We start from the raw sequence: 20693 nt of genomic DNA, 5'->3' as shown, positions 1-20693 counted from the left end.
CCGGGATGGGCGCGGCTGTGACGCGGTCAGGCTTCAGGCCTGCACGGTCTTGGCGGTCTCCACGTACTCTTCAATCTGGTTGAAGTTCATGTACTTGTAGATCTTGTCGGCGTTCTGGCTGATCACGCCGGTCTCGGCCAGGTACTCGGCCGGGGTCGGCAGCTTGCCCAGCTTGGAGGCGACAGCCACCAGTTCGGCAGAGCCCAGGAACACGTTGGTGTTCTTGCCCAGACGGTTCGGGAAGTTACGCGTCGACGTGGAGATACAGGTCGAGCCTTCCTTGATCTGAGCCTGGTTGCCCATGCACAGCGAGCAGCCGGGCATTTCGGTGCGGGCGCCAGCGGTGCCGAAGGTGTTGTAGAAGCCTTCCTTGGTCAGCTCGGCGGCGTCCATCTTGGTCGGCGGGGCCACCCACAGACGCACCGGGATGTCCTTCTTGCCTTCCAGCAGCTTGCCGGCGGCGCGGAAGTGACCGATGTTGGTCATGCACGAACCGATGAAAGCTTCGTCGATCTTGGTGCCAGCGACTTCGGACAGGAACTTGGCGTCGTCCGGGTCGTTCGGGCAGCAGACGATCGGCTCCTTGATCTCGTTCAGGTCGATCTCGATCACGGCCGCGTATTCGGCGTCCTTGTCGGCTTCCAGCAGGTTCGGGTTGGCCAGCCAGGCTTCCTGGGCTTCGATGCGGCGCTGCAGGGTGCGGGCGTCCTGGTAGCCGTCGGCGATCATGTTCTTCATCAGAACGATGTTCGACTTCAGGTACTCGGCGATCGGCTCCTTGTTGAGCTTGATCGTGCAGCCGGCAGCCGAGCGCTCGGCCGAGGCGTCGGACAGTTCGAAGGCCTGTTCCACCTTCAGGTCGGGCAGACCTTCGATTTCCAGGATGCGGCCCGAGAAGATGTTCTTCTTGCCGGCCTTGGCCACAGTCAGCAGACCAGCCTTGATGGCGTACAGGGGGATGGCATGCACCAGGTCACGCAGGGTGACGCCCGGCTGCATGGTGCCCTTGAAGCGGACCAGAACCGATTCCGGCATGTCCAGCGGCATCACGCCCGTGGCGGCGCCGAAGGCGACCAGGCCCGAACCGGCGGGGAAGGAGATGCCGATCGGGAAGCGGGTGTGCGAGTCACCACCGGTGCCGACGGTGTCGGGCAGCAGCAGGCGGTTCAGCCACGAGTGGATCACGCCGTCGCCCGGACGCAGGGCCACGCCGCCGCGGTTCGAGATGAAGGCGGGCAGCTCGCGATGCATCTTCACGTCCACGGGCTTCGGATAGGCCGCGGTGTGGCAGAACGACTGCATGACCAGGTCGGCCGAGAAGCCCAGGCAGGCCAGGTCCTTCAGCTCGTCACGGGTCATCGGGCCGGTGGTGTCCTGCGAACCGACGGTGGTCATCTTGGGTTCGCAGTACGTGCCGGGACGCACGCCCTGGCCTTCCGGCAGACCGCAGGCGCGGCCGACCATCTTCTGGGCCAGGGTGTAGCCCTTGCCGGTGTCGGCCGGGGCCTGGGGCAGGCGGAAGGCGGTCGAGGCGGGCAGACCCAGGAATTCACGGGCCTTGCCGGTCAGCGAGCGGCCGATGATCAGGTTGATGCGGCCGCCGGCGCGGACTTCGTCCAGCAGGACTTGCGACTTCAGTTCGAACTTGGCCGCTTCCGCGCCGTTCTTCTCGATCTTGCCGTCGTACGGGTAGATGTCGATCACGTCACCCATTTCGAAGTTGGACACGTCCACTTCGATGGGCAGCGAGCCGGAGTCTTCCTGCGTGTTGAAGAAGATGGGGGCGATCTTGCCGCCCAGGGTGACGCCGCCGAAGCGCTTGTTGGGCACGAAGGGGATGTCTTCGCCGGTGGCCCAGATCACGCTGTTGGTGGCCGACTTGCGCGAAGAGCCGGTGCCGACCACGTCGCCCACGTAGGCGACCAGGTTGCCCTTCTTCTTCAGGTCTTCGATGAACTGCATCGGACCGCGCTTGCCGTCTTCCTCGGGCTTGAAGGCCGCGTCAGGACGCGTGTTCTTCAGCATGGCGAGGTAGTGCATCGGGATGTCCGGGCGGCTCCAGGCGTCCGGGGCGGGCGACAGGTCGTCGGTGTTGGTTTCGCCGGGCACCTTGAACACGGTCACGGTGATCTTCTTGGCGACTTCCGGACGGCTGGTGAACCACTCGGCGTCGGCCCACGACTGCATCACGGCCTTGGCGTTGGCGTTGCCGGCCTTGCACAGTTCCGCCACGTCGTGGAACGCGTCGAACATCAGCAGGGTCTTCTTCAGGGCTTCGGCGGCCACGGTGCCGACTTCGGCATCGGACAGCAGGTCGACCAGCGGCTTGACGTTGTAGCCACCCACCATGGTGCCGAGCAGCTCGGTGGCCTTGGCCTTCGAGATCAGCGCGACGCTCACGTCACCGTGGGCCACGGCGGCCAGGAAGGAAGCCTTCACCTTGGCAGCGTCGTCCACGCCCGGGGGCACGCGGTGCGTCAGCAGGTCGAGCAGGAATGCATCTTCACCGGCCGGCGGGTTCTTGATCAGCTCGATCAGCTCGGCGACTTGCTGGGCCGACAGGGGCAGCGGGGGGATACCCAGCGCGGCGCGCTCGGCAACGTGTTGGCGGTAGGCTTGCAACATGGTGATCACCTTTGTGGGGCGGGGACTGAAAAGAATTCACCGCGGGGCGGGGCCGCACGGGGAGGTGCGGCTCGACCTGGGGGCAGGAAGTCTTCTATAAGACTTCGCACAATTGGCTATTTTCGCCCAGGAGCGGACGGAATGCCACAGGGGGGAGCGAAAAACTGTCGAACTCGTGCGCACGCGCGGCCGTGGCGCGTCAATCAGGACCCCAAAAAGACAACAGCCGGACGGGTGTCCGGCTGATGCGAGGGGGAAGGTCAGCGGTTGCCGTCGGCCGGCGTCTCGCTGTTGAGCCCGAAGACTGAGGGACGCGGGTTGCGCTTGAGGTCTTCGTCGGCCGCGCGTTGCGTGTCGTGCATGCAGCCGTCGACCAGACGCTGGCCGCGCTTGGGATCCATCAGCATCGACTTGGTCAGGATCTGGATCATGAGGGCGGCACCCTTGACGTCTTCCAGGCGCACCGCACCGGTCGACGACAGCACGGGCTTCATCGTCCATGATTGCTGGCCGAGGCGCAGGTCGAAGTAGCCGTTGTTGCGCGCGTGGCGGTCGATGGACACGGCCTTGCCGAATTCGCACTGGTACTTGCCGATCAGCACGCGCTCGGCGGCCTGCAGTTGTTCGACGGTGGCTTCCGGCAGGGCCACGATCTTCTCGGCCAGCGTGCGCTTGGTCTTCTTGACCTCTGCGGCGTGTGCGAACTGCGGGCCGAAGGTGGTGGCCGCCATGCCAAGCATGACGCCGGCCGACAGGGCGAGGGTACGGATGCGTTGGGTGTGGCGGAGGGTGTGGCTCATGGCAGTAGGCGGGTGTCGCGGCAAACGGTGAATCGGTCAGACGAGCAGGCGTCAAGTTCGAATATTGCCACTGATCTGCCGGGCGTGGACACCGGAACTGACCCGGGGTGTGAGCCCGTCACGGTGGATCGCCGCAGGGCGGCCCCTTCACCGGGGGCCGTGCCCTGACCAGCGGATCAGAACGTGTCGCCCGGCACGCGCACCCAGCCCTCCATGAGGATGCGGGCGCTGCGGCTCATGATGGCCTTGGTGACCGTCCACTGGCCGTTGACCTGTGCGGCCTGGGCCCCCACACGCAGCGTGCCGGAGGGGTGGCCGAAGCGCACGGCTTCGCGCTCGCCGCCGCCAGCGGCCTGGTTGACCAGCGTGCCGGGGATGGCGGCTGCCGTGCCGATCGCCACCGCACAGGTGCCCATCATGGCGTGGTGCAGCTTGCCCATCGACAGCGCGCGCACCAGCAGGTCGACGTCCACCGCTTCGATGGTCTTGCCGCTGGACGCGGTGTAGGTGGTGGGCGGTGCCACGAAGGCGATCTTGGGCGTGTGCTGGCGCGTGGCGGCTTCTTCGGGTGTCTTGATGAGGCCCATGCGCAAGGCGCCGGCCACGCGGATGGCTTCGAAGCGCTTGAGGGCCTCGGCGTCGCTGTTGATGTGCTCGCGCAGTTCGGTGCCGGTGTAGCCGATGTCCTTGGCATTGACGAACACGGTGGGGATGCCGGCCGTGATCATCGTGGCCTTCAGCATGCCGATGCCGGGCACCTCAAGGTCGTCCACCAGGTTGCCGGTCGGGAACATCGAGCCGCCTTCGTCGCCATCGTCGGATGGGTCCATGAACTCGAGCACGATCTCAGCGGCCGGGAAGGTCACGCCATCGAGCTCGAAATCACCGGTTTCCTGCACCTGGCCGTTGGTGACGGGCACGTGCGCGATGATGGTCTTGCCGATGTTGGCCTGCCAGATGCGAACCACGGCCGTGCCGTTCTGCGGGATGCGGGCCGGGTCGACCAGGCCGGCGTGGATCGCGAAGGCGCCCGCGGCGGTGGACAGGTTGCCGCAGTTGCCGGACCAGTCCACGAAGGGCTTGTCGATCGAGATCTGGCCATAGAGGTAGTCCACATCGTGGTCGGGCTGGCTGGCCTTCGACAGGATCACGCACTTGCTGGTGCTGGACGTGGCGCCGCCCATGCCGTCGATGTGGGCCGCGTACGGGTCGGGGCTGCCGATGACGCGCAGGAACAGCTTGTCGCGCGCTTCGCCGGGCACCTGGCAGGCTGCGGGGAGGTCCTGCAGGCGGAAGAAGACGCCCTTGCTGGTGCCGCCGCGGATGTAGGTGGCCGGGATCTTGACTTGGGGTGCGTGTGCCATGGCTGTGTCCGGTGGAGAGGTCAGTTGCGGTAGGCCGCATCGTGGTCGACGCGGTTCCATTCGATGGCGCGTTTGCGCCAGTGGGTGTCGATGGCCTGGGTGAAATCGGGGCGCACGAGCTTGGCGCGGTTTTCACACCAGGTTTCGGATTCGTGGCGGATCACCATGCCTTCGAGCGGGCCGTTGCGGTAGCGACTCGGGGTGCTGGACACCATGAGCTTGAGCGCGTCCAGTGTGGTGTGGCCCTCGAACAGGCGGGGCACGGTGACCAGGCCGGCGCGGGCGGCCAGCGCATTGCGGCGGGCGGTGCTCCAGAAGCGGCCCTGGCTGCGTTCGTACACGTCGAACAGCAGGAACCAGTCGGGCAGGGCGCCATAGTCCAGCGAGTGGCGCGCGGCGCACCATTCGCCGAAGAAGATGAGGTCCGGTGTCAGCTCGGCCAGCAAGGCGTCGCCATGCTGCTGCAGCCACATCGGGATGCGGGCGAACTGGCCGGCGTGCGGATCGCTCAGATACTGCCCGCGGTTCTGCGCACGCAACTCGCCGTGCTCGTCGAGCGAGAAGCCGAGGTTCGCGCCGTCGAGCTTCTCTTCGACCACGACATCATGGGCCAGCAGGTCGCTGACTTCGGCGGGCGACATCACCTTGTCCTCGCGCGGTTCGCCGGCAGCCAGCCAAGCGATGTGCGGGGTGTGCGGAAAGCGAAAGAAATCCGTCATGCTGAGGTGGCCGGTGCGCGAGGCAGCGGCGGAAGCGGGTGGTCCGGAAACTTCTTGCGGTAGAAGTCGCACGTGTCTTCGGGGCAGAGAAACTCGACCTGCACGCCGCAGGCCTTGAGGGCCGGCCACCAGTCCAGCCACTTGCTGTCGGCGGCTTCCCAGATGGGCGGCTTGTCGGGGTGGGCGTGGGCGACGGCGGCGAACTTGCGGTCGGATGGGTCGAAGCGGGGTTGCAGGGCGGTCGATGGGAACTCGGCGTAGGTCTGCTCGCCGGTCTCCGTCAGTGGCACCTGTTCGACGCGCTGAGGATTGGCCACCTGGCGAAGCAGCCATTTCAGGAACACGTCGCCGACGCCCTTGGGGCGGTTGACCTGGGTCTTGTGCAGGTACTCGTCCAGGATGCGATGGCCGTCGTCGATGACCGTCACGCCGCCGGACTGCATGGCTTGCAGTCGCTCTACACAGGCGGCCACGCAGCCGGGCGAAACGTCCGCATGCTGGCCATTGGCCACCAGCAGCACGTTGGTGTCGATCACCGCCTTCATGCCCGGGGCTCCCCGGTGTCGGCCTGGCGGCGGCGCAGGGCGGCCAGCGTGCGGGCGGTGATGTCGGTCATGTCGTGGCCGAAGAGGTCTTCGGGCCAGTTCTCGATGTCGCCATAGGCGTTGAGCCGCAGCGCTTCCAGTTCGGCATGCGGGCCGCGCAGGCGGCACACGTACAGCGCGAGGTCGTCGGGCGGGATCACCGCTTCGGCCACGCGGCGCTGCAGGCGGTTGAGCAGGGCTTCGGAGTGGCTCTCGACGATGCACTGAACGCCCGGGCGATCCCCTGTGGCCGTCGCCTGGACCGCCGCAATCAGGGCGTCGGCCAGCACGGCCTGGGCCTTGGGATGCAGGTGGGCCTCGGGGTGCTCGAGCCACACCGTGCCACCGTGCGGGGTGTCGAAGAGGTTCGCCAGCAGGTGCCGCGCATGGCGGGCACTGCGGCCGGTTTGCGAGGCCGTCGAGGGCGCATCCAGGCCCATGGCGTGCAGCCAGTGCGACGCGGCCGGGTCGCCGGCCGAAGGCAGCGGGATGCGGCTTCCCTGTGCCTCGGTGTCGACAAAGGTGAGGGTGGCTGGCGTGGGCTCAGGCGCCGATGCCGCGGAAAGGTGTCGACTGACACGCAGACCGCCGGCTTGCCACACCGCATCCAGCGCAAAGCCAGCCTGCTGGTCAGACACCGCCGCGTGGGCGTGCCGATCCAGCAGGGCCAGTGCATGGCCCAGGCTGCTCTTGCCGGTGCCGTGCTCACCGAAGAACACGGTGAGCGGCGCGAGCCGCACGGGCCCGGTGTCTTGCCAGGCTCGGAAGTGACGGATGCGCAGAGAAGTCAGCATGGTTTCGGGTTTGCGAACGGGGCCCGGCCACCGCCAGGCAAGCAAAGCCTCGTGGACTTTGCTTGCCCGGGCTCCGCCTCCTTGTGGGAGGCGAAGGCGCTCGGAGAGGTCACTTGTTCGCCGCCAGGAAGTCCTGGGCGAAACGCTGCAGCACGCCACCGGCTTCGTACACCGACACCTCTTCGGCGGTGTCCAGGCGGCTGGTCACGGTCACGCGCTCGGTCTGACCGTTCTTGCGGTGGATCACCAGGGTCAGGTCGGCGCGGGGCTTGAGGTCGCCTTCGACGTCGAAGGTTTCGGTGCCGTCCAGGCCCAGGGTCAGGCGGGTGGTGCCCGGCTTGAACTCCAGCGGCAGCACGCCCATGCCGATCAGGTTGGTGCGGTGGATGCGCTCGAAGCCTTCGGCCACGACGGTTTCCACACCGGCCAGACGCACACCCTTGGCGGCCCAGTCACGCGACGAGCCCTGACCGTAGTCGGCACCGGCGATGATGATCAGCGGCTGGCGGCGGTTGAGGTAGGTCTCCATGGCCTCCCACATGCGCATCACCTGGCCTTCGGGCTCCACGCGGGCCCACGAGCCCACCTTGATGCTGCCGTCTTCCTTGCGCACCATCTCGTTCTTGAGCGTGGGGTTGGCGAAGGTGGCGCGCATCGCGGTCAGGTGGTCGCCGCGGTGGGTGGCGTAGGAGTTGTAGTCCTCTTCCGGCAGGCCCATCTTGTGCAGGTACTCGCCCGCCGCCGAGTTCGGCAGGATGGCGTTCGACGGCGACAGGTGGTCGGTCGTGATGTTGTCCGGCAGGATGGCCAGCGGGCGCATGGCTTTCAGCGTGCGCGGGTTGGCGGCCAGGGCGCCGACGCCTTCGGTATCCCAGTAGGGCGGGCGACGGATGTAGGTCGACATCGGGCGCCAGTCGTACTGCGGGCTCACCTTCTCGCCCTTGTCGGCTTGAATCGCGAACATGGGCTCGTACACGGCACGGTACTGCTCGGGCTTCACGGCGGCCTTCACCACGGCGTCGATCTCTTCATCCGAAGGCCAGATGTCCTTGAGGCGGATTTCCTTGCCGTCGACCACGGTCAGCACGTCGTTTTCGATGTCGAAGCGCACGGTGCCGGCGATGGCGTAGGCAACGACCAGCGGGGGCGAGGCCAGGAAGGCCTGTTTGGCATACGGGTGGATGCGGCCGTCGAAGTTGCGGTTGCCCGACAGCACGGCGGTGGCGTAGAGGTCGCGGTCGATGATCTCCTGCTGGATCTTCGGATCGAGCGCGCCCGACATGCCGTTGCAGGTCGTGCAGGCAAAGGCGACGATGCCGAAGCCCAGCTTTTCCAGGTCGCCCAGCAGGTTGGCTTCCTTCAGGTACAGCTCCACCGCCTTCGAGCCAGGGGCCAGCGACGACTTCACCCAGGGCTTGCGCGTCAGGCCCAGCTTGTTGGCGTTGCGGGCCAGCAGGGCGGCCGCGATCACGTTGCGCGGGTTGGAGGTGTTGGTGCACGAGGTGATGGCCGCGATGATCACGGCGCCGTCGGGCATGGTGCCTTCACCGGCAGCCGGCATCTGCCATTGGCCGGCAATGCCCTTCGAGGCCAGATCCGACGTCGCCACGCGGGCGTGCGGGTTCGACGGGCCGGCCATGTTGCGCACCACGCTCGACAGGTCGAACTCCAGGTTGCGCTCGTACACGGCGTTCTTCAGCGAATCCGACCACAGGCCCGCGGTCTTGGCATAGGTCTCGACCAGCTTGACCTGTTCGGCGGTGCGGCCGGTCAGCGTCAGGTAGTCCAGCGTCTGCTCGTCGATGCTGAACATGGCGGCGGTCGCGCCGTATTCGGGGGCCATGTTCGAGATGGTGGCACGGTCGCCAATCGTCAGCTTCGACGCACCTTCGCCGTAGAACTCGAGGTAGGCGCCCACCACCTTGTTCTTGCGCAGGAACTCGGTCAGGGCCAGCACCACATCGGTGGCGGTGATGCCGGGCTGGCGTTGGCCGGTCAGCTTCACACCGACGATTTCAGGCAGGCGCATCCACGAGGCGCGGCCCAGCATCACGTTCTCGGCTTCCAGGCCGCCCACGCCAATGGCGATCACGCCCAAGGCGTCCACGTGCGGGGTGTGCGAGTCGGTGCCGACGCAGGTGTCCGGGTAGGCCACGCCGTTGTCGGCATGGATCACGGGGGACATCTTCTCCAGGTTGATCTGGTGCATGATGCCGTTGCCTGCGGGGATCACGTCCACGTTGGCGAAGGCCTTCTTGGTCCACTCGATGAAGTGGAAGCGGTCTTCGTTGCGGCGCTCCTCAATCTCGCGGTTCTTCTGGAAGGCTTGCGGGTCGAAGCCGCCACATTCCACGGCCAGCGAGTGGTCCACGATCAACTGCACGGGCACCACCGGGTTCACCTTGGCCGGGTCGCCGCCTTCCTTGGCGATGGCGTCACGCAGGCCAGCCAGGTCGACCAGGGCGGTCTGGCCCAGGATGTCGTGGCACGCCACGCGGGCCGGGAACCAGGGGAAGTCCAGGTCGCGCTTGCGCTCGACGATCTGCTTGAGGCAATCGGTGACGATGGCCGGGTCGGCCTTGCGCACGATGTTCTCGGCGTGCACGCGGGCGGTGTAGGGCAGGGTGGCCCAGGCGCCGGGCTGGATCGCCTCGACCGCGGCTTGCGTGTCGAAATAATCGAGGTTCGTGCCGGGCAGCGGCTTGCGGTATTGGGTGTTGATGTTGCTCATGGCCGTGGGGCAGTCAGCAAAGTGGGGCGGACGATCGGGGCGTCGGGGCCGACGTCGGTTCGGGGTGGCAGCGAGGCGCGGCCACAAGGCAGAAAGGCGCCACATCACCGCGTGGCAATGTGGCGCCTTCCTCTGGCCTGCTTACTTGCGGTCCTTCAGCGGCACGAAGACCTGGTCTTCGGGGCCGACGTAGTTGGCGCTCGGGCGGATGATCTTGCCGTCGATGCGCTGCTCGATGATGTGGGCCGACCAGCCCGAGGTGCGTGCGATCACGAACAGCGGGGTGAACATGTCGGTGGGCACGCCCATCATGTGGTAGCTCACCGCGCTGAACCAGTCGAGGTTCGGGAACATCTTCTTGATGTCCCACATCACCGATTCCAGGCGCTCGGCGATGTTGTACATCTTCATGTTGCCCTGTTCCTTCGACAGGTCCTCGGCCACCTTCTTGATGACCACGTTGCGCGGGTCGCTCACGGTGTAGACGGGGTGGCCGAAGCCGATCACGACTTCCTTGCGTTCCACGCGGGCGCGGATGTCGGCCTCGGCCTCATCCGGGTTGTCGTAGCGCTTCTGGATCTCGAAGGCCACTTCGTTGGCGCCGCCGTGCTTGGGGCCACGCAGGGCACCGATGCCGCCGCACAGCGCCGAGTACATGTCCGAACCCGTGCCGGCCACCACGCGCGAGGTGAAGGTCGAGGCGTTGAACTCGTGCTCGGCGTACAGGATCAACGAGGTGTGCATCGCGCGCACCCAGCTGTCACGCGGCTTCTCCCCGTGCAGCAGGTGCAGGAAGTGGCCGCCGATCGAGTCGTCGTCGGTTTCCACCTCGATGCGCTTGCCGTTGTAGGCAAAGTGGTACCAGTACAGCAGCATCGAGCCCAGCGAGGCCATCAGCTTGTCGGCAATGTCGCGGGCGCCCGGGTGGTTGTGGTCTTCCTTCTCGGGCTTGACGCAACCCAGCACCGACACGCCGGTGCGCATCACGTCCATCGGGTGGCTCGAAGGGGGCAGCTGCTCCAGTGCCACCTTCACGGCGGCGGGCAGGCCGCGCAGCGACTTCAGCTTGGCCTTGTAGCCAGCCAGTTCGGCCACGTTGGGCAGCTTGCCGTGCACCAGCAGGTGGGCGATCTCCTCGAACTCGCAGGTCGTGGCGACGTCCAGGATGTCGTAGCCGCGGTAGGCCAGGTCATTGCCGGTACGGCCCACGGTGCACAGCGCGGTGTTGCCGGCCGCGGTGCCCGACAGGGCAACGGACTTCTTGGGCTTGAAACCGGGCGTGGTGGTCTCGGGCGTGGCGCTCATGGATGGGATCTCCTGGTCAGAGGTTGATTCAGCAGTCAAACGGTCGGGGTCGTCGATGACGACTCACTTCTTGGTGGCAAACAGCGCGTCCAGCTTGCCTTCGAAGGCGTGGTAGCCGATGCGGTCATACAGCTCCTCGCGGGTCTGCATGATGTCGACGACATTGCGCTGGTGGCCGTCACGCCGGATCGCGGTGTAGACGGTCTCTGCGGCCTTGTTCATGGCCCGGAAGGCGCTCAGGGGGTAGAGCACCATGCCCACGCCGGTGGGACGCAGGTCGTCGGTCGAGAACAGCGGGGTCTTGCCGAACTCGGTGATGTTGGCCAGCACGGGCACCTTCACGGCGTCCACGAACTTCTTGTAGGTCTCCAGATCGTACGCCGCTTCGGCAAAGATGCCGTCGGCGCCGGCTTCCACGCAGGCAATGGCGCGCTCGATGGCTGCGTCCACGCCATGCACCTGGATCGCGTCGGTGCGGGCGATCAGGAAAAAGTCCTTGTCGGTCTTGGCATCGGCGGCGGCCTTCACGCGGTCGACCATCTCCTCGGTCGACACGATTTCCTTGCCGGGGCGATGGCCGCAACGCTTGGCCCCGACCTGGTCTTCGATGTGGCAGGCGGCGGCGCCGGCCTTGATCAGGCTCTTGACGGTGCGCTCGATGTTGAAGGCGCTCGGGCCGAAGCCGGTGTCGATGTCGACCAGCAGCGGCAGGTCGCACACGTCGGTGATGCGGCGCACGTCGACGAGCACGTCGTCCATCGTGTTGATGCCCAGGTCGGGCAGGCCCAGCGAGCCCGCGGCCACGCCGCCACCCGACAGGTAGATCGCCTTGAAGCCGGCGCGCTTGGCCAGCAGGGCGTGGTTGGCGTTGATGGCGCCGATCACTTGCAGCGGGGATTCTTCCTGGAGAGCCTGGCGGAAACGGGCGCCGGGGGTCATGTTGGCCATGTGTGCTCCTTGGTGGGATGCGGGTGAACCGGTGTGTGGAAGAAACAGCGCAACGTGCGTGCCAGCCCCAACTGCCGGGCCTGTCACCACCGGCCGATCGGTTAAGTCGTTGAATTCAGAGCGCTTCTTGTTCTTGATGTCGACGGGATGTTGCACCATGTTTCATTCGCGTTTCGCCAATGAAACAGATAGACTGCTGTTTCATGAAACACGAAACAGCTCATCGGAAACGGCGCGGCCCATGTCCCTGTCGCTGACACCCCGCGCCGGGCTGACCACCTTGCCGCGCATTGTGGCCGTGGGTTTCCGGCGCATCAACAAGATGTTGCAGGAGCTGGCGCCGCAATTCGCCGACCGGGCCTCGGTCGAGGTGCTCGACGTTGGCTTCGAGCACGCTGTGACCCGCCTGCGCGCCCTGCAGGCGGTCCGGCCCGTCGACGTCGTGGTGGCGGCCGGCTCGAACGGCGATTACCTTCGCCAGCGTCTGGAGACCCCGGTGGTCCTGGTCAAGGTCGGCGGCTTCGACCTGATGCGGGCGCTGGCCCGGGCCAAGCAGGTGTCCCACCGCGTGGGCTTGGTCACCTACGAAGGCATGGCGCCCGACGTGGCGCAGTTCGACGGCCTGTTCGAACTCGACATCGTTCAGCGCAGCTACCAGACCGAGGAAGAGGCCCAGGCCAGCGTCCGCGCGCTGCAGCAGGAGGGGGTGCCGGTCGTCGTGGGCACCGGCGTGGTGGCGGACATGGCCGACCAGATCGGCTTGACCGGCGTCTTCCTCTACTCGCGTGACGCCGTGCGCGAGGCCCTCGAAGATGCGGTCGAAGTGGCCCGCGCCGCCCGCATCGAGCAGGCGAAGCGCGAACGCCTCAACACCATCCTCGCTCAGCTCAGCGATGGCGTGATCGCGGTCGACCTCGATGAGCGCATTCAAACCCTGAACCCCGCCATGGCCCAGTTGCTCGGGGTGGATCCTGGGCAGTGGGTGGGCCAGCGGCTCAGCGAGGTCTGCCCCGATCTCAGCCTGCAGGGCACCTTGCGGCTCGCGCTGCCGGACCTGGAAAAGATCGAACGCATCAAGGCCAAGGCCCTCATCGTCAACCGCATGCCCATCCTTGAGCAGGGCGTGCTGACGGGCGCGGTGCTCAGCTGCCAGGATCCGATCAGCATCCAGCGGGTCGACCGCCACATCCGCACGCGCATCAAGCCGGTGGCTTCTGCCACGCGCCACGAACTGGACGCCTTTCTCGGCGACAGCACCGCAGCGCGCCAGCTGCGCGACACGGCCTGTGCGTGTGCCCGCAGCCAGGCCACGGTGCTGCTGATCGGCGAAAGCGGCACCGGCAAGGAGCTGGTCGCTCAGGGCATTCACATGGCCAGCGACCGTCGGGACATGCCTTTTGTGGCGATCAACTGCGCGGCGCTGTCCGAATCGCTGCTGGAAAGCGAGCTGTTCGGCTATGAAGAGGGCGCTTTCACCGGCGCGCGCAAGGGCGGCAAGATCGGGCTGTTCGAAGCTGCGCACAACGGCACGCTGTTCCTCGACGAGGTCGGCGAGATGCCGCCCTCCCTGCAGGCCCGTCTGTTGCGGGTGCTCCAGGCGCGTGAGGTACTGCGCGTCGGCGCCACCGAGCCCACCCCCGTCAACGTGCGCGTGATTGCTGCCACGCACCGCGACCTGCTGGCCCATGTCGGGCAGGGCCTGTTCCGGCTCGACCTTTACTACCGCCTCAACATCCTCCGGGTCGACGTGCCCCCGTTGCGCGCCCGGCTGGCCGACATCGACGTGATCGCCCGCACGCTGGGGCAACAGGTCTGCCGACGGCTGCACCTCGATCCGAATGCAGCCCAGCCGCTGCTGGCCGCCCTGGTGGCGCAGGCGCCGCACCACACGTGGCCCGGCAATGTGCGCGAACTGGAAAACCTCATTGAGCGCCTGATGGCCTATGCCGCCGCAGACGCTCCCACGTTGGCGCGGGATCGGGCTGCTGCGCAGCGCCGCCTCCGGCAAATCGTGCCCGAACTGTTCTCTGCGACAGACGGTGAGCCGCTGCGTGCCGAGCGCCTTCTGCCCTCGGCCGGGCCAGTCCTGCCTGTCGCCTCACCCGCACGCGGGCAAAGGCCACGTGCCGGGGCCGCGGCCTCGCCCCCAGACGTGTGGGCGGTGCTGCGCGCCTGCGGTGGCGACCGTCAATTGGCCGCGCAACAGCTGGGCATCAGCCGCACCACGCTCTGGCGGTGGCTGCGGGAGACCGAACCGCCGGCCGGCGGCGCCCGCTAGCAGGCCCACGATTCGATCAGGCGCGAATCGGGCAGCAAGAGCAGGGCGACGCTTCGGCACCGCACGACGAGGCTGCCGCCTTGCCGCCAGGCCAGCGTGAGCGTCAGCAGGTTGCCGCTGCCTGCGGCGTCGATCCGACCCGGTACGGGCAGCATGCGGCGCACGGCGGTGCCATCGTGCAGCGCGCCCTCGCTGAGCGCCCGTGGGTGCTCTGCCGCCACGGGCCAATCGGCCACCGCGTCGCAACGCACAAGCAACGGAATCAGGTTGGCGTCCACCGGCCCGGTTTGTCCATCGAGCGTGCCCTGCGCCGCTGCCACGGCCAGCCGAATCAGCAGCGCATCGCCCTCGCGTTGCCAGCCCGACACCTCCGATCCGGCGAAGGTCCAGACCAGGTCGGGCGGCATCCGGGCGGGCGAGGGCGGTTCGGAAGGCATTCCAACACTGTATCGCTTGGGGATGCGGACATGGTTGTCCACGGATCCTGTGGACAAGTTTGTGGGGAAGCCCGGGGGAAGCCGTCCCCGCCCCAGTGCCCCCGTTTCCCTGCTCAAAAAATGGGCAGATCCAGATCAGGCGCCCGGAGCCGTTGTCCCACCAGCTGTCTTTTTGCTCTGCGGTTTCTGGAGTTCAGAGCCCGCACCGCGTCAGCTGAAGAACGCCTGTTCGATCTCGGCGGGCAACGGCTGCCCGGTCAGCCAGGCTCGTTCCAGCACGTGCCAGTAGTGGCGGTAGCTGGCGCGGTCGTGCAGCACCTTGCGGTGTGCGGTTGGCGCCCAGTGGGCCGCCTGCGCCGCCAGCAGAATTTCGATCGCGTCATCCACCTCGGCCGTCACCGGGGCAAACGCCTCGATGATGACCGGCACCTGATCCGGATGGATGCTCCACATGCGCGTGTAGCCCAGCTCCCGCGTGGCTTTCTCGGCCGCCTGGCTGAGCGCGCGCGTGTCCTTGAACTCGGTCACCACGCAGTGCGACGGCGTGATGCGCGCCGCATGGCAGGCCGCGGAAATCTCCAGCTTGGCCCGCACGATCAGCGGGTGGCTGAACTGCCCCTGCACGCTCATCGCCGAGGCCGGCACTGCGCCGCGGTGTTCCGAGACGAAGTCCATCAACCCGAATGACAGCGATTCCAGCCCCGGCAGGGCTGCAATCTCGGCCACCTGCTGCACGGCACGGTGGGTTTCGATCAGCCCGTGTACGGGGAGCGCACGCCCGATGTTGTGCCGCACGCGCGCCTGCCGAATGGCCTCGATGGCCCCCCGCGCGTCGTCCACATTGGCGAGCTTGGGCACCATCACGTAAGCCAGTCGCTCGCCTACTCGGCTGATCAGCGTGTCGATGTCATCCTCGAACCGCTTGTGCCGGTAGTCGTGCACCCGCACGCCCACCCGGTCGTGGGCGTTCGCGGTGCTGCCCACCAGCTCGGCCACCAGCAGCGCGTGCTCATGCTCGCCACCCACGGGGGCGCCGTCCTCCAGGTCCAGCGTCACATCGAACACCGGTCGACCCGCGTCGGCCGCCATGTCGGCCTGCAGCTTCAGGCTCTTGTGCATGCGCTCCTCGACGCCTGCATAGTGATCGCACACCGGCAGCATCGGAACGGGTTTCTCGGCGCCGAAAAGGGCGTGGCGGGGATGGATGGCAGTCAGGTTCGACATGGTGATCTCGACAAGGTTCGCCAGAAGCAGGCCTTCACAGGACGCAGTCTCACCGAAAAAATGCCCCTGATGCCCGGCGGGTTGCACGCTGAGCGCACAAATTGACGTGGGCAAAACACGCGCCGGGCTGGCGGCCGCGATGGCATCAGCCAAAGAAAAACCGGCCTCGTGTTGCCACGGGCCGGTTGTGTTGCGCGAGGGCCGCCCCGATCACCGGGGCGTTCTCATCACAGCAGGTGCTTCACGCCGTCCTGCTCGCCCTGCAGCTCGGCCAGGGTCTTGTTGATGCACTCTTGCGAGAAGGCGTCGATGGGCAGGCCCTCGACGATCTTGTACTCGCCGCCTTCGCAGGTAACCGGGTAGCCGAACATGACGTCCTTGGGGATGCCGTATTCGCCGTTCGACGGGATGCCCATCGTGACCCACTTGCCGTTGGTGCCCAGGGCCCAGTCGCGCATGTGGTCGATGGCGGCGTTGGCGGCCGAGGCAGCCGACGACAGACCGCGAGCGGCAATGATGGCGGCGCCACGCTTGCCCACGGTCGGCAGGAACACGTTGGCGTTCCAGTCGTGGTCGTTGATGGTGTCCTTGACCGACTTGCCGTTCACGGTGGCGAAGCGGTAGTCAGCGTACATGGTCGGCGAGTGGTTGCCCCACACGGCCAGCTTCTCGATGTCACCCACGGCGCAGCCGATCTTGGTGGCGATCTGCGAAGCAGCGCGGTTGTGGTCGAGGCGCAGCATGGCGGTGAAGTTCTTGGCCGGCAGGTCCGGAGCCGACTTCATGGCGATGTAGGCGTTGGTGTTGGCGGGGTTGCCGACGACCAGCACCTTCACGTTGCGCGAAGCCACGGCGTTCAGGGCCTTGCCCTGGGCGGTGAAGATCTGGGCGTTGGCGGCCAGCAGATCGGCGCGCTCCATGCCGGGGCCGCGGGGGCGGGCGCCGACCAGCAGGGCATAGTCGGTGTCCTTGAAGGCGGTCATCGGATCGCTGTGGGCTTCGATGCCGGCCAGCAGCGGGAAGGCGCAGTCTTCCAGCTCCATGATCACGCCCTTGAGCGCGTTCTGGGCCTTCTCGTCAGGGATCTCCAGCAGTTGCAGGATCACGGGCTGGTCCTTGCCCAGCATTTCGCCAGAGGCAATGCGGAACAGGAGGGCGTAGCCAATCTGGCCAGCAGCGCCGGTGACGGCGACGCGAACGGGTGCTTTGCTCATATGCAACTCCGAAGGGAAGGTGACGGACGGGTGGAACAAACCCGCAAGTGTAGCGTTGCCGGGGGCGTTATGGCGAGTCTCCGTTAAATGGCTTTGTCTTATGTCTTATATAAGACATCATTCGTCAGATTGGTTGCGTGCCTGCCTCAGTTGTGGTGCAATACCGCCCGGCCTGGCCTTATCCGGCCTGACCAATGCATGACCGATCGCACGAAGATCGCTTTCAAGACGAGCCGACACGCTGTGGTGACCCCTCCGCCTAACAATGCTGCCGATGCCGCCCTGCCTGCAGGTGGCGCATCCGCATCTGCGTCGGGGCCGTCCTTCAGCCCGCTCTACCAGCAGATCAAGGCCCTGATCTTGCGCAGCCTCCAGTCCGGCGAATGGCGCCCGGGCGAGGCCATCCCCAGCGAGATCGAGCTCGCGGCCCGGTTCAAGGTCAGCCAGGGCACCGTGCGCAAGGCTGTCGATGAACTGGCCGCCGAGAACCTTCTTACCCGCCGCCAAGGCAAGGGCACGTTCGTGGCCACGCATGCGGAAGAGCAGGTCCAGTACCGCTTTCTGCGACTGATGCCGGATCAGCCCGATGCCGACCCGGCCGGCTCTCGCCGCGAGTTCCTGGATTGCCGCCGCCTGCGCGCCCCCGCCGACGTGGCGCGGGCCCTGCACCTCAAGCCGGGCGACATGGTGGTCGAGATCCGCCGTGTGCTGCACTTTTCCGGCTGCCCTGTGGTGTTCGACGACATCTGGCTGCCTGGCCGCCTGTTCAAGGGCCTCACTGCCGATCGGCTCAGCGAATACCGCGGGCCCATGTATGGCCTTTTCGAGTCCGAGTTCGGGGTGCGCATGATTCGCGCCGAAGAAAAACTGCGCGCGGTGGCCGCCGATGCGGATATCGCACAGGCTTTGCAGGTACCGCAGGGCACCCCGCTGCTCAGTGTCGAACGCTTGTCCCTCACTTACGGCGACCAGCCGGTTGAGCTGCGCCGTGGTCTCTACCGTACGGACCGGCATTACTACCGCAACGAACTCAGTTGACCGCCACACATTCACGAGTCCCCCGTTCTGCTTTGGGCCTGACCCAGTTTTGACCAAAAGCAGAACGAGTCCGTCGGGCTGGGGATTGCCCTAAAATCCCGTGTTCTCTTGACAGATTAATGACGCTCGGCAGGAGCCCCACACAACATGGCTGACAACGCGAAAACCCCACGCCCCGTCTACCGGAACATTCATGTATCGGACATCATGACCTACCGCCTCCCCGCGGCCGGCATCGTGTCGATCCTGCACCGCATCAGCGGCGCGATCATGTTCCTGCTGATGCCCTTCATCATCTGGATGTTCGACAAGAGCGTCTCGTCCGAGATCTCGTACGACGAGTTCACCGCCGTCTTCACCGGCCAGGCTGGCTGGTTCTTCAAGCTCGTCGTTCTTGGCCTGATCTGGGCCTACCTGCACCACTTCTGCGCCGGCCTCCGTCACCTGCTGATGGAAGTGTCGCATTCCTACTCCAAGGAAACCGGCAAGTCGACCGCTGTGACGACCCTGGCAGTCAGCATCGCGCTGACCGTCGTGCTGGGCGCCAAGCTGTTCGGTCTGTTCTGATCACTGTTTCAGGAAAGCAAGCATGTCCCAAAACTACGGAACCAAGCGCATCGTCACCGGTGCCAGCTATGGTCTGCGCGACTGGTTGGCGCAGCGCATCACGGCCGTTCTGATGGCCCTGTTCACCATCGTCCTGCTGGTGCAGGTCATCTTCGGCGGCCCGCTCGGCTACGACAAGTGGGCCGGCATCTTCTCCCAGCAGTGGATGAAGACCCTGACCTTCGTCGTCATCATCGCCATGCTCTACCACGTGTGGGTCGGCATGCGTGACCTCTTCATGGACTACATCAAGCCGGTCGGCATCCGCCTGACGCTTCAGGTGTTCTCGATCGTGTGGCTGGTCGGCTGTGCCGGCTGGGCCATCCAAGTGCTGTGGAGACTGTAAAAAATGACCGCTATCGCTACCTCTCTTCCCACCCGCAAGTTTGACGTCGTCATCGTGGGTGCCGGCGGCTCCGGCATGCGTGCCTCGCTGCAGCTCTCCCTGGCCGGCCTGAACGTCGCCGTCCTGTCCAAGGTCTTCCCGACCCGCTCGCACACCGTGGCCGCACAGGGCGGCATCGGCGCCTCGCTGGGCAACATGTCGGAAGACAACTGGCACTATCACTTCTTCGACACCGTCAAGGGTTCCGACTGGCTCGGCGACCAGGACGCCATCGAGTTCATGTGCCGTGAAGCACCGAAGGTCGTCTACGAGCTCGAGCACTTCGGCATGCCGTTCGACCGCAACCCCGATGGCACCATCTACCAGCGTCCGTTCGGCGGCCACACCGCCAACTACGGTGAAAAGCCCGTGCAGCGCGCCTGCGCCGCGGCCGACCGTACCGGCCACGCCCTGCTGCACACCCTGTACCAGCAGAACGTCAAGGCCCGCACCCAGTTCTTCGTGGAGTGGATGGCCCTCGACCTGATCCGCGACGCCGACGGCGACGTGGTGGGTGTGACCGCCCTCGAAATGGAAACCGGCGACGTGCACATCCTGCACGCCAAGACCGTGCTGTTCGCCACCGGTGGCGCCGGCCGCATCTACCAGGCTTCCACCAACGCCTTCATCAACACCGGCGACGGTCTGGGCATGGCGGCACGGGCCGGCATCCCGCTGGAAGACATGGAGTTCTGGCAGTTCCACCCCACCGGCGTGGCCGGCGCGGGCGTGCTGCTGACCGAAGGCTGCCGTGGTGAAGGCGCCATCCTGCGCAACGCCAACGGCGAGCGCTTCATGGAACGCTACGCCCCGACCCTGAAGGATCTGGCTCCGCGTGACTTCGTGTCCCGCTCGATGGACCAGGAAATCAAGGAAGGCCGTGGCTGCGGTCCCAACAAGGACTACGTGCTGCTGGACATGACCCACCTGGGTGCCGAGACGATCATGAAGCGTCTGCCCTCGGTGTACGAGATCGGCCACAACTTCGCCAACGTCGACATCACCAAGGAGCCGATCCCCGTGGTGCCGACCATCCACTACCAGATGGGTGGCATTCCGACGAACGTGCACGGCCAGGTCGTCGTGCCCGCCAACGGCAAGCCCAACGAGATCATCAACGGCCTGTACGCTGTGGGTGAGTGCTCCTGCGTGTCGGTGCACGGCGCCAACCGCCTGGGCACCAACTCGCTGCTCGACCTCGTGGTGTTCGGCCGTGCCGCCGGCAACCACATCGTCGACTTCAACCTCAAGACCAAGAACCACAAGCCGCTGCCCAAGGACGCTGCCGACTACACCCTGTCGCGTCTGGCCCGTCTGGACAACCAGAAGAGCGGCGAGTACTGCCAGGACGTCGCCAACGACATCCGCTCGACCATGCAGAAGCACGCTGGGGTGTTCCGCACCCAGGCTTCGATGGAAGAAGGCGTCAAGAAGATCGCCGAGGTCCGCGAGCGCGTGAAGAGCATCGGCCTGAAGGACAACTCCAAGGTCTTCAACACCGCCCGCATCGAGGCGCTGGAAGTCGAGAACCTCATCGAAGCCGCCCAGGCCACGATGGTGTCGGCTGCCGCCCGTCCGGAATCGCGTGGCGCCCACGCCCACATCGACTTCCCGAACCGCGACGACGACAACTGGATGAAG

At 66.2% G+C, this 20693-nt stretch carries 17 protein-coding genes; 5 read left to right on the top strand and 12 right to left on the bottom strand.

What is annotated here, in order from left to right; genetic code table 11:
- Positions 1-33: 33 nt before the first annotated feature.
- The 9 genes from acnB to prpB all read right to left on the bottom strand — a co-directional run bounded on the left by acnB (position 34) and on the right by prpB (position 11870).
- A complete protein-coding gene (gene acnB / locus Q0Z44_RS02760) occupies positions 34-2625 on the bottom strand; it encodes a bifunctional aconitate hydratase 2/2-methylisocitrate dehydratase (RefSeq protein ID WP_298009910.1) in 2592 nt (863 codons plus the stop codon).
- A gap of 260 nt (positions 2626-2885) precedes the next feature.
- Complete coding sequence (locus Q0Z44_RS02755; protein ID WP_298009908.1) at positions 2886-3425, bottom strand: hypothetical protein; 540 nt, start codon at positions 3423-3425, stop codon at positions 2886-2888.
- A 176-nt stretch (positions 3426-3601) separates the two neighbouring features.
- Complete coding sequence (gene prpF / locus Q0Z44_RS02750; RefSeq protein WP_298009906.1) at positions 3602-4789, bottom strand: 2-methylaconitate cis-trans isomerase PrpF; 1188 nt, start codon at positions 4787-4789, stop codon at positions 3602-3604.
- Between the two features lie 20 nt (positions 4790-4809).
- Entirely contained in the window at positions 4810-5508 is a 699-nt protein-coding gene (locus Q0Z44_RS02745; protein ID WP_298009903.1) for an RNA ligase family protein, read from the bottom strand.
- A complete protein-coding gene (locus Q0Z44_RS02740; protein WP_298009901.1) occupies positions 5505-6053 on the bottom strand; it encodes a hypothetical protein in 549 nt (182 codons plus the stop codon). Before Q0Z44_RS02740 ends, Q0Z44_RS02745 begins: the two co-directional genes overlap by 4 nt.
- Complete coding sequence (locus tag Q0Z44_RS02735; RefSeq protein ID WP_298009897.1) at positions 6050-6886, bottom strand: DUF3696 domain-containing protein; 837 nt, start codon at positions 6884-6886, stop codon at positions 6050-6052. Before Q0Z44_RS02735 ends, Q0Z44_RS02740 begins: the two co-directional genes overlap by 4 nt.
- A 109-nt stretch (positions 6887-6995) precedes the next feature.
- Positions 6996-9617 carry a Fe/S-dependent 2-methylisocitrate dehydratase AcnD gene (acnD, locus tag Q0Z44_RS02730; RefSeq protein WP_298009894.1) on the bottom strand — a complete coding sequence of 874 codons (2622 nt, stop codon included), beginning with the start codon at positions 9615-9617 and terminating at the stop codon, positions 6996-6998.
- 141 nt (positions 9618-9758) lie between these two features.
- Positions 9759-10922, bottom strand: a complete 1164-nt coding sequence (gene prpC, locus Q0Z44_RS02725; RefSeq protein ID WP_294636298.1) for a 2-methylcitrate synthase — start codon at positions 10920-10922, stop codon at positions 9759-9761.
- 63 nt (positions 10923-10985) lie between these two features.
- A complete protein-coding gene (gene prpB / locus Q0Z44_RS02720; RefSeq protein ID WP_298009889.1) occupies positions 10986-11870 on the bottom strand; it encodes a methylisocitrate lyase in 885 nt (294 codons plus the stop codon).
- A gap of 241 nt (positions 11871-12111) precedes the next feature.
- On the opposite strand from prpB, the gene prpR reads away from it, so the two are divergent.
- Positions 12112-14148 carry a propionate catabolism operon regulatory protein PrpR gene (gene prpR, locus Q0Z44_RS02715; protein WP_298009886.1) on the top strand — a complete coding sequence of 679 codons (2037 nt, stop codon included), beginning with the start codon at positions 12112-12114 and terminating at the stop codon, positions 14146-14148.
- On the opposite strand, the gene Q0Z44_RS02710 is transcribed toward prpR, so the two are convergent.
- The 3 genes from Q0Z44_RS02710 to Q0Z44_RS02700 form a co-directional block, all read right to left on the bottom strand.
- Positions 14145-14585: a hypothetical protein gene (locus Q0Z44_RS02710; RefSeq protein WP_298009883.1), complete on the bottom strand. Its 441-nt coding sequence runs from the start codon at positions 14583-14585 to the stop codon at positions 14145-14147. The genes prpR and Q0Z44_RS02710 overlap by 4 nt on opposite strands.
- Before the next feature lie 210 nt (positions 14586-14795).
- The gene (locus tag Q0Z44_RS02705) at positions 14796-15809 is read right to left on the bottom strand and encodes an aldolase/citrate lyase family protein (RefSeq protein WP_298009881.1); all 1014 of its coding nucleotides are present in this window, start codon (positions 15807-15809) and stop codon (positions 14796-14798) included.
- 227 nt (positions 15810-16036) lie between these two features.
- Positions 16037-17023 carry a malate dehydrogenase gene (locus Q0Z44_RS02700; RefSeq protein ID WP_298009878.1) on the bottom strand — a complete coding sequence of 329 codons (987 nt, stop codon included), beginning with the start codon at positions 17021-17023 and terminating at the stop codon, positions 16037-16039.
- Between the two features lie 198 nt (positions 17024-17221).
- Between Q0Z44_RS02700 and Q0Z44_RS02695 the strand changes: the two genes are divergently transcribed.
- The 4 genes from Q0Z44_RS02695 to sdhA all read left to right on the top strand — a co-directional run.
- Positions 17222-18061, top strand: coding sequence for a GntR family transcriptional regulator (locus tag Q0Z44_RS02695; RefSeq protein WP_298009875.1), 840 nt, complete (start codon positions 17222-17224; stop codon positions 18059-18061).
- Positions 18062-18208: 147 nt separating this feature from the next.
- Positions 18209-18628 (top strand): succinate dehydrogenase, cytochrome b556 subunit, encoded by a 420-nt coding sequence (gene sdhC, locus Q0Z44_RS02690; RefSeq protein WP_298009872.1) that lies wholly within the window; start codon positions 18209-18211, stop codon positions 18626-18628.
- Positions 18629-18650: 22 nt separating this feature from the next.
- Complete coding sequence (gene sdhD / locus Q0Z44_RS02685; protein WP_294636289.1) at positions 18651-19013, top strand: succinate dehydrogenase, hydrophobic membrane anchor protein; 363 nt, start codon at positions 18651-18653, stop codon at positions 19011-19013.
- 3 nt (positions 19014-19016) lie between these two features.
- Positions 19017-20693 (top strand): succinate dehydrogenase flavoprotein subunit (gene sdhA, locus Q0Z44_RS02680; protein ID WP_298009867.1); only part of this gene is annotated, 1677 nt, incomplete at its 3' end.

Source organism: uncultured Aquabacterium sp., from assembly GCF_947366995.1.
Taxonomy (GTDB): domain Bacteria; phylum Pseudomonadota; class Gammaproteobacteria; order Burkholderiales; family Burkholderiaceae_C; genus Aquabacterium.
This window is presented reverse-complemented; position numbering and strand designations above follow the sequence as displayed.

Bases quoted from the DNA above. Each gene is read 5' to 3' on its own strand.
- acnB (WP_298009910.1), bottom strand. From the start codon at position 2,625: ATGTTGCAAGCCTACCGCCAACACGTTGCCGAGCGCGCCGCGCTGGGT.
- Q0Z44_RS02755 (WP_298009908.1), bottom strand. From the start codon at position 3,425: ATGAGCCACACCCTCCGCCACACCCAACGCATCCGTACCCTCGCCCTG.
- prpF (WP_298009906.1), bottom strand. From the start codon at position 4,789: ATGGCACACGCACCCCAAGTCAAGATCCCGGCCACCTACATCCGCGGC.
- Q0Z44_RS02745 (WP_298009903.1), bottom strand. From the start codon at position 5,508: ATGACGGATTTCTTTCGCTTTCCGCACACCCCGCACATCGCTTGGCTG.
- Q0Z44_RS02740 (WP_298009901.1), bottom strand. From the start codon at position 6,053: ATGAAGGCGGTGATCGACACCAACGTGCTGCTGGTGGCCAATGGCCAG.
- Q0Z44_RS02735 (WP_298009897.1), bottom strand. From the start codon at position 6,886: ATGCTGACTTCTCTGCGCATCCGTCACTTCCGAGCCTGGCAAGACACC.
- acnD (WP_298009894.1), bottom strand. From the start codon at position 9,617: ATGAGCAACATCAACACCCAATACCGCAAGCCGCTGCCCGGCACGAAC.
- prpC (WP_294636298.1), bottom strand. From the start codon at position 10,922: ATGAGCGCCACGCCCGAGACCACCACGCCCGGTTTCAAGCCCAAGAAG.
- prpB (WP_298009889.1), bottom strand. From the start codon at position 11,870: ATGGCCAACATGACCCCCGGCGCCCGTTTCCGCCAGGCTCTCCAGGAA.
- prpR (WP_298009886.1), top strand. From the start codon at position 12,112: ATGTCCCTGTCGCTGACACCCCGCGCCGGGCTGACCACCTTGCCGCGC.
- Q0Z44_RS02710 (WP_298009883.1), bottom strand. From the start codon at position 14,585: ATGCCTTCCGAACCGCCCTCGCCCGCCCGGATGCCGCCCGACCTGGTC.
- Q0Z44_RS02705 (WP_298009881.1), bottom strand. From the start codon at position 15,809: ATGTCGAACCTGACTGCCATCCATCCCCGCCACGCCCTTTTCGGCGCC.
- Q0Z44_RS02700 (WP_298009878.1), bottom strand. From the start codon at position 17,023: ATGAGCAAAGCACCCGTTCGCGTCGCCGTCACCGGCGCTGCTGGCCAG.
- Q0Z44_RS02695 (WP_298009875.1), top strand. From the start codon at position 17,222: ATGACCGATCGCACGAAGATCGCTTTCAAGACGAGCCGACACGCTGTG.
- sdhC (WP_298009872.1), top strand. From the start codon at position 18,209: ATGGCTGACAACGCGAAAACCCCACGCCCCGTCTACCGGAACATTCAT.
- sdhD (WP_294636289.1), top strand. From the start codon at position 18,651: ATGTCCCAAAACTACGGAACCAAGCGCATCGTCACCGGTGCCAGCTAT.